The 14,220-nt window shown below is 63.0% G+C and carries 14 protein-coding genes; 6 read left to right on the top strand and 8 right to left on the bottom strand.

What is annotated here, in order from left to right:
- The first annotated feature begins 19 nt into the window (after positions 1 to 19).
- Positions 20 to 1,195 carry an epoxide hydrolase family protein gene (locus HBA99_RS05125; protein WP_064407936.1) on the top strand — a complete coding sequence of 392 codons (1,176 nt, stop codon included), beginning with the start codon at positions 20 to 22 and terminating at the stop codon, positions 1,193 to 1,195.
- Between the two features lie 42 nt (positions 1,196 to 1,237).
- On the opposite strand, the gene HBA99_RS05120 is transcribed toward HBA99_RS05125, so the two are convergent.
- Positions 1,238 to 1,648 (bottom strand): DUF5313 domain-containing protein, encoded by a 411-nt coding sequence (locus HBA99_RS05120; protein WP_057963741.1) that lies wholly within the window; start codon positions 1,646 to 1,648, stop codon positions 1,238 to 1,240.
- Positions 1,649 to 1,702: 54 nt separating this feature from the next.
- On the opposite strand from HBA99_RS05120, the gene HBA99_RS05115 reads away from it, so the two are divergent.
- The 3 genes from HBA99_RS05115 (at position 1,703) to cynS (ending at position 2,904) form a co-directional block, all read left to right on the top strand.
- Positions 1,703 to 2,197 (top strand): MarR family winged helix-turn-helix transcriptional regulator, encoded by a 495-nt coding sequence (locus tag HBA99_RS05115; protein ID WP_064407935.1) that lies wholly within the window; start codon positions 1,703 to 1,705, stop codon positions 2,195 to 2,197.
- Between the two features lie 101 nt (positions 2,198 to 2,298).
- Positions 2,299 to 2,427: a hypothetical protein gene (locus tag HBA99_RS24920; protein WP_044104185.1), complete on the top strand. Its 129-nt coding sequence runs from the start codon at positions 2,299 to 2,301 to the stop codon at positions 2,425 to 2,427.
- A 36-nt stretch (positions 2,428 to 2,463) separates the two neighbouring features.
- Positions 2,464 to 2,904 carry a cyanase gene (gene cynS, locus HBA99_RS05110; RefSeq protein WP_046252706.1) on the top strand — a complete coding sequence of 147 codons (441 nt, stop codon included), beginning with the start codon at positions 2,464 to 2,466 and terminating at the stop codon, positions 2,902 to 2,904.
- 4 nt (positions 2,905 to 2,908) lie between these two features.
- Here the strand turns inward: cynS and HBA99_RS05105 are convergent, their stop codons facing one another.
- On the bottom strand, positions 2,909 to 3,898 hold the full coding sequence (locus HBA99_RS05105; protein WP_046252705.1) for an immunity 63 family protein: 990 nt from the start codon (positions 3,896 to 3,898) through the stop codon (positions 2,909 to 2,911).
- 119 nt (positions 3,899 to 4,017) lie between these two features.
- Between HBA99_RS05105 and HBA99_RS05100 the strand changes: the two genes are divergently transcribed.
- Positions 4,018 to 4,938 carry an MPT63 family protein gene (locus HBA99_RS05100; RefSeq protein WP_046255540.1) on the top strand — a complete coding sequence of 307 codons (921 nt, stop codon included), beginning with the start codon at positions 4,018 to 4,020 and terminating at the stop codon, positions 4,936 to 4,938.
- Between the two features lie 62 nt (positions 4,939 to 5,000).
- Here the strand turns inward: HBA99_RS05100 and HBA99_RS05095 are convergent, their stop codons facing one another.
- Together HBA99_RS05095 and HBA99_RS05090 are read right to left on the bottom strand one after the other, a co-directional pair.
- On the bottom strand, positions 5,001 to 5,903 hold the full coding sequence (locus HBA99_RS05095; protein ID WP_070951462.1) for a hypothetical protein: 903 nt from the start codon (positions 5,901 to 5,903) through the stop codon (positions 5,001 to 5,003).
- A gap of 133 nt (positions 5,904 to 6,036) precedes the next feature.
- Positions 6,037 to 6,639 carry a TetR/AcrR family transcriptional regulator gene (locus HBA99_RS05090; protein WP_070951463.1) on the bottom strand — a complete coding sequence of 201 codons (603 nt, stop codon included), beginning with the start codon at positions 6,637 to 6,639 and terminating at the stop codon, positions 6,037 to 6,039.
- Positions 6,640 to 6,726: 87 nt separating this feature from the next.
- Here HBA99_RS05090 and HBA99_RS05085 point away from each other — a divergent pair, with 87 nt between their 5' ends.
- Entirely contained in the window at positions 6,727 to 7,827 is a 1,101-nt protein-coding gene (locus HBA99_RS05085; protein WP_070951464.1) for an oxygenase MpaB family protein, read from the top strand.
- A gap of 736 nt (positions 7,828 to 8,563) precedes the next feature.
- On the opposite strand, the gene HBA99_RS05080 is transcribed toward HBA99_RS05085, so the two are convergent.
- From HBA99_RS05080 to HBA99_RS05065, 4 genes are all read right to left on the bottom strand, one after another.
- A complete protein-coding gene (locus HBA99_RS05080) occupies positions 8,564 to 9,460 on the bottom strand; it encodes an SPFH domain-containing protein (protein ID WP_070951465.1) in 897 nt (298 codons plus the stop codon).
- A gap of 114 nt (positions 9,461 to 9,574) precedes the next feature.
- Positions 9,575 to 10,090 carry an LpqN/LpqT family lipoprotein gene (locus HBA99_RS05075; protein ID WP_064393419.1) on the bottom strand — a complete coding sequence of 172 codons (516 nt, stop codon included), beginning with the start codon at positions 10,088 to 10,090 and terminating at the stop codon, positions 9,575 to 9,577.
- An 803-nt stretch (positions 10,091 to 10,893) separates the two neighbouring features.
- Positions 10,894 to 13,047 (bottom strand): hypothetical protein, encoded by a 2,154-nt coding sequence (locus tag HBA99_RS05070; protein WP_070951467.1) that lies wholly within the window; start codon positions 13,045 to 13,047, stop codon positions 10,894 to 10,896.
- Positions 13,048 to 13,092: 45 nt separating this feature from the next.
- The gene (locus tag HBA99_RS05065; protein ID WP_070952327.1) at positions 13,093 to 14,088 is read right to left on the bottom strand and encodes a hypothetical protein; all 996 of its coding nucleotides are present in this window, start codon (positions 14,086 to 14,088) and stop codon (positions 13,093 to 13,095) included.
- Positions 14,089 to 14,220: the final 132 nt, after the last annotated feature.

Here is a 14,220-nt window from a genome sequence, read left to right as displayed (position 1 = left end):
TCATGCCTAGCCTGCAGTTATGCATGAAGCAATCACCCCTTTCCGTATCGCCATTCCGCAAGATGACCTCAATGATCTGCAGGCACGCCTGGATCACGTCCGCTGGCCGACCCCACTTCCGGAAGACAGCTGGGACACCGGTGTGCCCACCTGGTGGCTGCGCCAGATCGTCGAGCATTGGCGCACCGAGTACGACTGGCGCACCGCCGAGGCCGAGCTGAACTCCTGGCCGCAATTCGTCACCGAGATCAGGGGCCAGCGCATCCATTTCCTGCATGTGCGCTCCGAAGAGCCTAACGCCCTGCCGCTTATCCTCACCCACGGCTGGCCAGGCTCAGTGGCCGAATTCCTAGGCATCATTGGTCCTTTGACAAACCCTGGTGCTTACGGGGGCGATCCCCGGGACTCATTCCACGTGGTGATCCCATCGCTGCCCGGTTTCGGTTTCTCCAGCCCGATCGTTGAATCAGGTTGGAGTAAAGCAGAAATCGCTACGGCATGGGCAGAGCTGATGAGTCGCCTGGGCTACGAGCGCTACGGTGCACACGGCGGCGATATCGGATCTGGGGTCAGCCCCGATATCGGCCGGGCCGCGCCAGCTCGGGTGGTCGGTGTGCACGTGAATGGCGGACCGGGGCCAATGCCAAAGTTCCCTGTGCCCGAAAAAATCCGTGCCCAACTTGGCAATTCGGACCGGACACGTCTGCAGATGATCGAAGAACTCTTCTCTCGAGGTGACGGCACCGGATACATCGCGATCCAGTCCACCCGCCCCCAAACGCTGGCGTACGGGCTCGTCGATTCACCGGTCGGACAACTCGCCTGGATCATGGAGAAGTTTCGAGAGTGGACATACCCGCAAGAAGCGTTGCCCGAGCAGATCATTGACCTCGACCACCTGCTCACCAATGTGATGATCTACTGGCTTACCGGCACCGCCGGATCGGCCGCCTACGTCGGCTATGCCCAGGGCCTCGGATGGGATGAAATGAAACCCAACTCGGGCGTTCCTACCGGCGCCATCGTCTTCGCAGCCGACTTCGGACTGCGCTACTTTGCGGAAACCTCAAACACCATCACTCACTGGACCGAGATTAACCACGGCGGGCATTTCGCAGCCCTCGAAGAGCCTGGCATCCTGGTATCAGATATCCGCACCTTCTATCGCAGCCTGCGCCCTGCGCTCTCCCCCTAACTCAAAGGTTCGTGGCACCAAGATGTTTGGCATAACGCCGCGTTAGATGGGACCGCTACTGGAGTGGCCGTCTCCCGAGCGCGGCCCGAATCGCCGCGCGTAGTCCTCGTGAATCCACGCGTCCTTTTGACGCTTGAGCACATCGACCAAGCCCGGATCCAGTTCATGCTGCACCAGCCGGTGACGGCGCCAGACCTTGTTGAGGGCATGCGCCATGATGAGCACCCACACGTAGATGGGCACCGTCATCTCCATGTGGACGTACAGCGACGCCGGCAGCAGCCAGAACGGCGCGAGGATGAAAAGCGGTGGAATCGCACACCGGAAAATGTGCCGACGCACCGCGCCCTTGCCCGCCAAATCATTGGCGACCCAGTCCTTCATCGAGTCAGGTAGGCGCCGTCCGTAGCAGTAGGCGATGTACTGAAAGAAGTTCGGGCGATCGGCGGCCATAACTAGATTGTAGACTAATAATTAGTGCACTAACTAATGGTTAGGATAGTGAGAATGACCGCAGTCTCACCCGATGTCGACCCGCTGGCCCTGGAGCGGCAGGTGTGCTTCGCACTGGCCGTCACCAATCGCGCGGTGCTGGCCATCTACCGGCCGATACTCGCCCCCCTGGGGATCACACATCCGCAGTATCTGGTAATGCTGGCGCTCTGGGATCAGGCCAAGAGCAGCGGCGACGATGCCCCGGAAGCGTTGTCCGTCAAGCAGATAGCCGCCCTACTGCAAACGGATTCGGCGACCATCTCCCCCATGCTCAAACGGCTCGAGACGCTGGGCCTGATCACCCGCCCACGCAGCACTGCTGACGAACGCACCACACACGTCACCCTGACCAAGCAGGGCGCCGCACTGCGCCGGAAGGCGCTCAAGGTGCCGGCAGCAGTCGTGGAACGCCTGGGCGTCGACCTCTCCGAACTGGAACACCTGCATGCGGTGTTGACCAGGATCAACGCGGCCGCGCTGACCGCCGGAGCCCTGGACGCCGACTAGCCGCAAAACCGTTATGTGGCGTCCGCCACACCTCCCTGTACACCGATCGGTGTAGGTGCTGCAATGAGTGGTAGACCGATCGATATACCAAGGAGGTCATCATGTGGAACGACTCAATGGTGCTCATCGCCATCACGCTCGTCACCCTGGCCATGCTCTGGACCGCAAGCGGAGAAAACTCGATGAACTACTACGAGCGCGACACCCAGAAAGGCATGTGGCAGCGCTAGTTTGCGTGCGCGGCGGGTGTCTGTTTGTCTGAGGTCATGACCAAGGACGAAGCCGCCGAACTGATCACCGCTCGCCGCCTCGAGAAGAAGCTGACGTGGCAGCACATCGCGGAAGCGATTGACTCACCACTGATTTGGACCATTGCCGCGCTGCTTGGCCAGCATCCGGTGCCCGAAGCGAAGGCTGCGAAGGTGGCGGAACTTCTCGAACTGGGGCCGCAAGTCACCGCTGCGTTGCGGGCCCAGCCGTACCGCGGCACGCTGGACGGTGGTGCACCGTCTGACCCGACGATCTACCGGCTGTATGAGGCGCTGAGCGTCTACGGCCCGGCGATCAAGGAAGCCATCCACGAGGAGTTCGGCGACGGCATCATGAGCGCCATCAACTTCAAGGTCGACATCGCGCGCCGCTCCGATCCCGACGGCGATCGTGTGGTCCTGACCCTCGACGGGAAGTTCCTCGACTACCGGTGGTGACCGGTCAGAGCAGGTCGCGGATGTTACGACCCGTAATGGCGCCCCATTTGGTGTCGAGCGCATTCATCAGCAGCTGCCAGTACGGCGCCCATAGCGTGCGTTGCGCCATCGCCGGCGGCATCGTCTTGTAGGTGGCCGTTTGTTGCGTCCACCGCCATGCCAGCCCCCTGGCGACATCGTCGATGCACCAATAAATCAGTTCATTCGGGTTGTTCGTGGTCTTCCATACGAATCCCTTTTTCGGATCACGCGTGTGGTACCAGAACTGCGCTCCATCCAGCACATACTGCGGCGCGGTGTTGGACTGGCGCTCCCCCTTGGCCAGCTCCGTCGGCACGGGTACTTCGGAGATCGCGACTTCACCAGCGAGCCGGCTCAACACGGCAATACGGACATCGAGCTGCTCGCGGATCCACTCCGAACTTCCCGGGCTCCCAGGCTCGGGCGCACTTGCGGCCGGGACAGGCACGGGCGTCTGCTCGGAGACCGTCGGTAGATCAGCGGGGGTTGCCTGCTCGGCGGGAACACCACCCTCGACGTCGACGATCGCCCCTCCCGCCCAGTCGACCTTGGCAGGGTTGAGCACGCCGTCTTCTTCTAACGACAAATCCACGACGTAAGCGACGTCGACGAGGGCATCGCGGGCGCCGGGTGCGAGTGAAACTCCGGGGCGCCGGGGGCCGAGCAGCGCAACGTGCACCATGAAGAATTCGCCGTCATCGTCCCGGTCGCAATACTCACGTTCATACCGGGCGGCGTCGGCCGTTTCAAACCTGTGCTTGACCGGCGGTTCCAGCAGCACACTGCAGAATTGCACGGGATGATCGGCATCTCCGTCCAGCGTGCCGAGTTCTGTTGCGCTAATGGGCAGTTCGGCGGCCAAGCTCGGCACGGCATCATCCGCCACAGCACGGATGGTGAATATGCGCGCGTCGGGTGGCCAGTCGTCTGGCTCCGGCGCGGCCCCCTCGTGACCGGTGGAATCAACCGTCATGTTCTTAACCGTATGGCAATCGTGTACTTCGGGCGACGATGGAGCACCCAGACCTGTTAGTTTTACGACAGACCGTCCCCGCTGGGGGGAGCATTTCGGACGTCAAGGAGACCACCATCGTGAAGATCAATGTGCCCATCACTGCCGCCTTGGGGGCCGTCGCGGCGGCCGCCGGACTTGCCCTGATGCCGACCGCCGGCGCCGACACCACGCTCGGCCAGCAAGGTCGCCTGACCAACGGCGACGTCGTGCAGGCGTGGACCGTCAGCGACCTGAAGGTCAGCACCGACCAGCTGTCGTACCAGCCCAAGGGCACCCTGTGGGAGGCGACCGCCACCGACGAGGCCATCCAGGGCAGCGTCATCCCCATAGTCGCCAACTTCAACGCGAAGGCCAGCGACGGCGAGACCTATCGCGTGCTGTACGGCGTACCCAGCGAGCAGGGCGTGAACCCGGGAACCCTGTCGCAGGGCGAGAAGACCAGCGGCAAGATCTACTTCGACGTGACTGGCGCCGCTCCCGAGACGGTGACCTACACCTCCGGTGACGAGGATCTGCTCACCTGGAAGGCCGCGCCCGCCGCTGCCGCGCCGCGTTCGGGCGGCTCTTCGAGCCAGTCGCATGGCACCGCCCCCGCGCCCGCCACCAGCGCCGCGCCCACCACGTCCGCGGCACCTGCCGCTGTTCCCGCAGGCAGCCAGGGCACCCCGCTGCCCGCCGGTAGCCAGGGCACCCCGGTGGACGGACAGCAGCCCGCGGCGACCGCGACCCCGACGGTAGCTCCCGTGACCGCGACTCCCGGCCCGACTCCTGCCACCCCGGTCCCCGCCGAAGGCACGCCGCTGAACAGCACCGCGGTGCCCGCTACCCCGGCCCCCGCCTCGCCGGTACCCGCGACTCCGGTCCCCGGCGCCGAGGGTGCTCCGCAGACCGCGACCCCACCAGTGGCCGCGCTTCCCGCCGTTCCGGCCTCGGAGAGCACCCCGCACGGCCAGCGCGCAGCGGGCAGCCAGGGCACTCCGGTGTCCACCGAGGGCTAGTAGAAACCTCAGAAACCGTTTCGGCATTGACCGCCGGCCGCCTCGTGCGGCCGGCGGTTTTGTTATGAGTGCGAGGACCACCAGGCATACAGCTGGTCGAGAGTCGGACCGGTCACGCCCGAACGCGTCTCGCTGAGCAGCAACCGCTCCTCATCTGTCCAACCGACCACCGGGTGTCCCTGGTTGGTGCCGCAGAACACCGTGCCGCTCACCTGATCCGGCGTGGCGTTACGACGCCACGGTCCCGGCGACTGAATCCGGCCGGGGCACACCACCACCGCGTTACGTTTCGTCAGACGGCTCAACCCTGCCGCGAGCGCGGACCTGTCCTTCACCAGCGAGTAGCTGGCCTCCAGCGGCCCATCCGGATCGTCACTACGCCCGCACTTTACTTGTGCCACTGCCTCATTCGCGGGCTCAACGGCCTTGCAGGCCGACGTCGCGTATCCCGTCGGAAGCATGGAGAGCAAGCGAGCCTCGGCATCGGAATCCCTGCTAGCCGCCGTTGTCGATGGGGCCGCGCTCGGTTCCGCGGGCGGGGCGTCGTCGCCACCGCCCGCGAATGCGGCGACCACACCACCGACGACGACAATCACAGCTGCCAGCACCGCGCCACCAATCACCAACGGCCGCTTGCTTCTTTGAGGCTTGTCCTCCCAGGATGAGAAATCAACCGGAGCGGTGGGCTTCGCAGGTCCCGAGGCGACGGGAGCCGCTGTGCTGAAGGTCTCGTGACTCGGCCACTGCAGGTACTGGCCGCTCGGTTCCACCGCGGGCGAGTGTGGTTGCACGAACGCCGGCTCATCGAGAAACGGCGGCCGGCCAAACTCCTGCTCCGGTGCCGCGAACGGACCGGGTTCAGACAACATCCCAGGAAACGCGTTGAGGACCGGTAGCGGCGCGGTATCCGCGGCATCAGACGAGTCGTCGGCCGACGGTGAGCCCGCTCCGATGTCCGTATCCATCCGCTACCCCCAATATCTAGTCGTTATGTCCCCGACCATGGTCAATGCACAAAGATTACTTGGCCCGGTCGCCCACCGGCCGAAAGCACGCACAGTGGACGCCTGAGGACCGTGCCGACGTCGCACCGCTTGGCTACAGCAGCGCCTTGTTAGGCGCCGGCACCAAGGCCCGCGCGATCGGCAGGATGTACTCGCGGGCGTACTGTTCGGCGTCTTCCCTGGTGGCCAGCTCGCGGCGGGCGCTGGGCGCAAGGATTAACGAATGCGTCAGGCGCACAAATACTTCCGCAACACCGTAAGCGTCGTCAACAACATCGCCGGCGCTGCGGCTCACGTGACCCGCCAGGTATGTGGTCGCCATGTCCAGGGCTGGGCCTGCCCCATTGGTCAAGACCGGCAGCACCGACTCCGGATCGGTTTCCACCGCCCGCTGCATCAATGGGTGTGTGTGCACATACCAATAGATTCCGGTAAATCCCGCCACAAGCTTGTCCTCGGGGCTCTTCAGCGCCGCGATTTCGCGGTCGATGGCGGAGAACATCGTCTGCGCCTCCCGCATGAGGACCGCGAGCACAAGCTCGGTCTTGTTGGACCAGCGGCGATAGACCGTCATATGCGATACGCCCGCACGCCGCGCGATCTCATCGACCGTCGCCCGCCGAAGACCGAAGCTGAGCATGGTCTGCAGCGCGGCCTCGAGGATGCGCTCGCCGGTCGGATCCGGATCTGCAGACACAGCTCAGTCTCTCACGCAGAGATACTTCCCAACTTTGTGTTGCAATGTTAGCTTCTAACTAAGTTACTAACACCGACGGAGGATGCAATGACGCATGTACTGCCGCGCGACACCACGCATGACGGCGAATCGAACCGAGATACCCACGAAGCGGGCCTGGCCTTCCTCCGCGCGGCCGGCACGCGCCCCCGCGTCATGGACGCATTTCGCAGGCACCTGGGCAGCCCCTTAACCGGCGTCTTCGGCGGGGTGCTCTTCGACGAGGTAGCCCTGCTGCCGGTGGCGGCGTCTGTGGACCGCTCCGGACGGTTCCGCCAGAATTTCACCGACCGCGGCATTCGGAGTGCGCTGAGCGCGATGTCCCTGCTCGCCGGCAATCAGCAGCAGCGAGCAGATACGGCGCAATGGCTCAAGGAGCGCCACCGCGATGTGCGAGGCACGGGGGTCGGCGAGTACGCGGGGATTCGTTACAGCGCATTGGATCCCGAGCTGTGGATATGGATCGCCGCCAGTGCCATGAACGCCACGTTGGAGGCCTTCCCTTACTGCACGGGTTATTCGATGAATCCCGCCGAAAAGGAGGCCGCATATCAATATCAGCGGTACCTGTTCAAGGATCTCGAACTACCCAGCGCCAAGGGAAAATTCCCGGAAACATACGCCGCCTTCGTCGAGTACTACGACGACATGGTGTCAAACAGACTGCAGTCCAACGGCTTTCTGCGCGAGCAGTTCGCCGGATTGATGCGGCTACCACTGCCCACACTGTTACTCCCCGCCGCGATGCGCCCGGCCCTATTGCCGCTCTGGCTCGCGATCCGCCCCATCGCGGGCCGGGTGATTCAGGTGTGCTCGGCTAAGGCGATGCACCCCGAGATACGCGAGATGATCGGGTTCCAGCTCAAGCCCCGCCACCACGTCGAGTTCGCCCTCTATACCCGGCTCCTGCAGCTGGTGTGGCGTGTGACACCGGAACGCCTCCTGATAGAACCCATGTTGTACAACACGATTCGCATAGACGACGCCCGCGCTCAGCTCGATGGATCGCGTACCGCGCAGCGCAAATACGAGAAGATCTCGCGGACCCTGACCCGCCGTAACGAGCGACTGGCAGACTTCTATCACGGCTATCGCCTGGATAGCTTTGCCGCCCCGGAACGCCCGACCGGTACCTGCCCGTTCGGATGAGAGCCCACGGGGACAGCCCGGTAGACTCCTGTGCTGATCCCCGCCCTCGGGGACGTGTTGAAAATGCCGTTGTTGCTGATAGCTATAGGTCAAGTTCTTGCCGCCGGAACGCGTATTGGCCGATTTCGGAACGTGGCTCTGGCACCCTGTGAGTGCTACCGCCGGTGGGGGCCATAGGCGCTCCACCCGTTTATGTGAGGTTCGAGGTCGGCGTACCTGGCGGTTGTGATGCTAAGGAGCTGCAGTGGGCCGTTGATCGGGTCCGTGCGGTCGGCGTGCTGACGAATCCACGCAGTCCACTTTCTGGCTTCGTCCGCGTCAGAGGCATTGAGCTGCTGGGCGCGTTGGCGTACGTCCGCATAGCTGCGACCGCCTGTCGACGCCGCAGCTGCTCATCGAGCATCTCAGCATTGCGTTGATACGAGAGTTTCGTGAACGCCTCCTGTTTCACCTCTTCCCACCGGGTTTCGCGAATCTCCGCACGCGCCGAACCGACGAGCTACGCAAGCCAGCACAAACCGACACCCTGGATGTGAGCCTTCTCGTGCTGCTACTTAAGCGGACCGTGCATCTTCGGCGTCGAGTCTGTAGACGGCGCAGAACTGGCGGCACGCTCCTTGAGGGGCCCGGGCGTATGCGTTCACGTCAAGCACCCTGATCACCAAGAAGATCAACTCCAGCGGTCGCGCGTAAACGAAATCAGCACAAGGAGACTGATTCATCCACGCTTAGGTGGTCAGCCTTCGGGGACCGTGATCGGGTTGGGGATGCTCAGGGTCGGGACCACACCTTGTCCGATGGGGAAGCAGTTGAGGTTCTTGCCCGTTTCGGCCATCTTGTTCAGACAGTTAGCGATGGAGATTCGAAGGTCCGGTGGTGGCATCTTGGCAAGTTCCTCGGCGGCTTCACGCTTCTTCTTGTTGGTTTCCACTTCTTGGCCAGCCTTGGTGGTATTCGCGCGTTCCTCGTTGATCTGGTTTATGCGCTCTTCGGTCTTGTCGTCGTAGTCGATCGTCGGTACCGACACATCCAAGATTTCGACTTCTTTGCCGACCTTGGTGCGTAGCAGACCTAATGCCTGGGCGGCGATACTGGGCAGCGGCGACTCTTCCAAGTTCTTTTTGTCCAGCGGGTCGAACTTGGCGAACGCCTCGTTCAAGGCGACCTTGAGGTTGCGCTCAATCAGGTTCACGCGAACACCGTCGAAAGTCTTGTACTGCACGAATAGTTCGTCTGCCGAGTCCGGCTTGATCTGCCACCGAATCGAGGCGTCCGCCAATGCGGTGGAGTTGTTGCCCAGCCGAACCGGGATCCGGCGGTCGCTGCCCGCGACGGCCTGGTAGGTGTCGATCTGTACCGCACCATCCATTTCATGTACCTGCACCCATGGGAATTTGAAGTGCAGCCCGTTGTTGAAGGTCTGCCCGGTGGGCCGGTTGAACGCCGTCGCGATACCGACCTGCCGGGTACCGACAATGGTTACCATCGACGACACCAGCACCACTACAGCAAGGAAAACCGCCGCCACGCCCGCACCAAGCAACACCGCGCGCCGGGCAGATACCCTGCGCCCCAGCATGATCAACACCACACCGATGAGGACCAGCACGACGGTAACAAAACTTGAGGTCATCGAATCTCCTTGCAATGGTGGTGCATTGCAGCCCTTGCGTGCATGCACCTGTTAGACCCGGCTGCGTCAGCCGCCCCAACCGGTAGGCCAAAGGCGGGCGAGCAGCGCAGGCTGTTAGCGGCTATTACCAGGCAGCCGGAACTGGAAGCCCTCCAGGATTGCTTGCTTACCTGCGGTGTAGGCGGGATTGCCGGGCTCGGCGGTTTGGATGGTCAGCACCGTGGCCCAGATCTTGGGCCCGGCCTCAACCCCAGCGATCAGGGCAGTCACCGGCCGGTTCTGCAGGGTGTAAGTGATCGTGCTACTCGGGTGCCCACACACCGTCCCCGCAGTGCGGGACTCAACGGCCATGCCACCTTGCTCCACACTGGCGATCTCTGCATCAATACCCTGCTGCGCTGAGGCGACCTTGCCAGTCAAATCTTCCAATGTCACCACCGCATTCGGTGTGAAATCGTTCGCCCGCAACCCCACATTGGCCACAGCCCCGCGAATCACCGGCGAATTCATCGCCGGCGAATACTGCCACCCCTGCGGTGTCGGCACTGCCAACATCGGCTCGTCCGGCGCCTTGGCATCCAACGTGACTCGAGGAATGTCACTGGTCGCGCACCCATCGGCGGTAGCCATAGACGGCGATGTCGATGACGACGTCACCGACGCGGCAGATGTGTTGGATGCGTCGCTTGGCGACTGCTGCGAAGAACACCCCGCTGCAACGGCGACGAATACACCCAATACGGCGACAGCAGTACGTTTGGGCTCCCTCACAGCTAGCATCCCTTTCTCAATCCTCATCTCTTATAGACCGTTCACGCTTCTCATATCTATTAACTCGCTTAACAGGCAACCGAAAGGGTCTAAGTATCTTCGCGAAAGTATTATCACCCAGAGGGGTGAGCCATAAGGCAAATATAAACCGGGCAATCATTACCCCCACGATACAGCCGAATGCGATAGCAAGATTGGGCGCGACAAAGATAAACAGCGAAGACGCTGCCAACTGAACATACCATCCGCTCTTGGAGGGCAGCTTTCTATTAAAATCATCACCAAACACAAGCGAGACGATGAGTACACAGTTCAGAACCAGGACCAGCGCATACAATCCGTTCATCACCCGGTGCCCATCATTCTTCGCCGCCCACCGATATAGTGACGTATCGACGGCGCCTGGCCAACTTGATGATGTTTAGAGCGATCACTAGACCGCCGCATAAAGTACCGATTCGTAGCGTCTGCGAGTCAGTTAGCCAATACAGTCCGCTAGCTGTGAGCGCCACGCAACATATTCCGCCCATCGCCAGTGTTAACAGCTGTACTGGCGACGAATATGGACGTACTTGCATCAGAGTGAGCAGGGTTACCGCTCCGATGAAACCGATGAATACTGCAGCTACCGTGAGCATGAGCTGATCCTCGTTCCCTGTCTGTCACAAACTACCGAAGAAGGATGCGACGGCACCGCCGGCCGTTGACAGTGCTGATCCGGCTGAGCGGGCAGCGCCGCCGAGTGCTTTTCCTACCTCCGAACCGATGCCGCTGCCGACGAACCCGCCGACCACGCCTCCTACGACGCCACCTACGGCCGTGCCCGGGCCCGGGAGGAATGATCCGATTGCCGCGCCGACCAAGGCGCCAGCTTCTGCCCCCGCCCATGCCCCAGCCAGAGATCCCGCAGTTGCGCCTACCGTTTCCGGTATAGGGGCACCGTTGGCTAGGTCAACCCCCATCTTGCCGACTTCCAGAACGCGGCCTACCGCTGTGAAGCGTTCGCCCGCCTTCACGAAGTTCTCGGCCTGGCTCTTGGTGATGGCGCCGATAGTCTTGCCTGTGTCACCCCAATGCGTGCCGGTGGGACTGTATGTGCCGCGGGCTTTTAGACCGTCAGCGACCTGCCCGAGGTGGAAATCAGCGGGGAACTGGTCGCCTGGTTGCGCAGCCTTCTGCGTGCCCTGTTCGGCAGCTTTCGCGGCCTGCTGGGTCGCTTGCTGAGTAGTTTGTTGTGTCGCCTGCTGCGTGCCTTGTTGGCCAGCCTGCTGGGCGGCTTGTTGGCCAGCTTGTTGTGAGCCGCGCCGGGTGGCCGCTGTTGCCAGATCGGTGGGGTCGATCGGGTTCTTTTTCGGCGTGTCAGGCTGCTTTTGAGGTGTCTGATCAGGCTGTTTCTGTGGCTGCTGTTGTGCCGGGTTCTGTTGGTTTGCCGGGTTTTGTGGCTGCTGCTGGCCCGGTTGAGTTTGTCCGGGTTGGGGCTGCTGTGCTGGTTGCTGACCAACGGGGTTTTGCGGTGCTTGAGGCGCCTGCTGCACGGGTTGTTGAGCAGGTGCTTGCTGGACCGGCTGCGGAGCCTGAGGTGCCTGCTGGACCGGGGCTTGGGCAGGGGGTTGGGCGTCGGGTTGCCAGGGGCCGTAGTTGGGCAGTGGCTCGCCATGCGCGGCGTGTTGGCCGGACATTTGCGGGCCCATGTTTTGGGAGGCTTGCTGACCGCCGCCCTGAGCAGGGCTTTCGTTGTAGATCGAGATTCCCGAATTTTGGTTCAGCGGCGCCTGGTTGATGCCGCCTTGATAGTCGGGTTGTTGGGCGGGCATGTCGGGGGGTCTGAACTGGCTGCCGCCCCCAGGGGGACCGTCAAGACCGCCTCCGCCACCGCAATCTGGTGGGCAGGCAGCCCGCGCCAAGGGTGCGGCGCCGGGGCCGGTGTAATCCTGCGGTGACGCCAGTCCAAATCCCATGGCGGAGAACCAGATCAGTGCGATCACGGCGGCACCGGCCTGCATCTGTCCCAGCGGGCTGGCCCCACCACCGCTGCTGCCGTGGGTGTGAGCCCAGGTCCACCATCCCGATAGTGCTTTCCACCACCACGTATTCGCGAAGAACGCGACGATCAGGATCGCGGCGATGGCCGCCAAGGCGGCCATCGGGTCATCGCCGGAAAGCCACCCCGACACCCTCGGGACGACGTACCCGGACAGGAACACGAGCGCGACAGCGCCGGCCAATAGAAGCAGGCCCAGTCCTGGGTGGCTGGACCAAACCAGCGCCCACCGCTGCTCGGCGGTATCTCTGCTGTCTCGATGGCGTGTGCCCGAATTGGCGAAGATCGTGGCGACGAGGTTTTTGGCGCCGCCGAACAGAAGCGCACCGAAAACGGCGATCAACGCCACCGCCACCAGTTGCGAGGTCAGAGTCCACCCAGTTGTGCTGCCGGTGCCCGTAGTGTGTGTCCACCAAGTGGCGGCGTGCCCGCGCATCACCCACCAAATACCGCTGGCGCCGATAACGATTCCGGCCGTGGCACGCACGGGGGCAGATATAGGCGCCAGCGGCGCCAAGGCTGCGTCCGTGACGGGTGCCAGGGCCCTGCGCAGCAGGGTGATGCCTTTACCCAGGGCGGTAAACGCCAAGCACAGCAGCACAACCCAGCCGACCGAACCCACCGCACCGCCACCGGGAGTCAGTACATGAAAACCCCACACCCCGACCACGACCAGTGCGGCCCCGGCGATCCCGGCGGCAAAACCCGTCAACGGCAGCGTCGGCTGCGGACTGGGCGCGGCGGGCAGGGTTTGCGTGGGCGCATCATCGTTCATCGACAGAATCCTTTTCCCCGAAATAGTGCTGTGTAGGTGGGCATGTCAGGTTCCAGTTCCTGCGGCAGCGGGGCCGGGGCTCATGTTCTCTTTGGCCCAGCGGGTATGTCCGTTGGCCGCTGCCTGGCAGCCCTCGTAGTCGTCGTCGTACCCAAACGCGGTAACACACGCATTCGTCAAATCGGCCATAAACGTGTTCTCACACGTAAGCGCGCTGGTGCGGGCTGGAGCCGCGCTCATGCAAGCAGCCAGCCGAGCACATGACGGCAGGAAATCAGCAAAACCATCGGGATTTTGACCATCTCCGGCACCCCGGAATTGCGACGGCCCGGACGCGCACCGGCCACCCTCGGCGACCGGCGGACGCTTAGGTCCCGGATCACCTGGAGCCACCGCCGGGCTAGTGGTGGTGGCGCGGTAGGCCACGGTGATCGTGACGGGAAAATTGAGTAGCCCGACATCGCCGACGTTCAGGTTCAGATCCGATTGCTGATACAGATAGCTCGCGCCGATCCACGGGGACACAGAGATGGCGTTCCCCGCTCCGTCGCGGGCCTCGGGAATGCTGAACGCCCCGATAATCGCTGCCGGTCTACCTGAGGAGGCGTCAGTCTCGACCACCACTGCTTGACCTGCTTGGCGCAGATGCGTGCTGTCGGGGTACCTGACGCCTAACGAGAAGTCACTCGGCGAGATAAAGGTCTTGCGGATCATGCGAATATCGGCACCGCCGCCGGCATCAGGAATCACCACATAATCCACCGGCCCCGAGCCGTAAGCGGCCACACCGCCTTCACCCCAGTTCGCAGCCGTCAGGGCGCGTTCATTGGGTAAGTGGATGACAATCTGTCTTCCCGGCCAGGCGGTCGCGGCGTGCACACCATCGGTGGCGACCGGAGGCACCGCGGCCACCGAGCGTTCTCGCGGCTCCGATAACGGCCGCCCGGTGCCGTCTCCCATTCCCTGCGGAACATTTGATTTCACTTGAGCGCCACCGATATTGACAGTGCGCGACAGATTATCCGGTTGCGGAACTGCCAACGGCGGCGGAGCCGGAGCAGGAGGCCCCGGCTGATTCGGGTCAGCCTCCGCCTGCCAACCGGCACCGGCGACCAGCTGGACCGTCGCCGGCACGGCCATCATGGCCATCGCAATGACGACCACGACGACACG

The organism is Mycobacteroides chelonae, from assembly GCF_016767715.1.
Lineage (GTDB): Bacteria > Actinomycetota > Actinomycetes > Mycobacteriales > Mycobacteriaceae > Mycobacterium > Mycobacterium gwanakae.
Note: the sequence above shows the minus strand (reverse complement) of the source record. Positions and strands in the feature narration are given on the sequence as shown.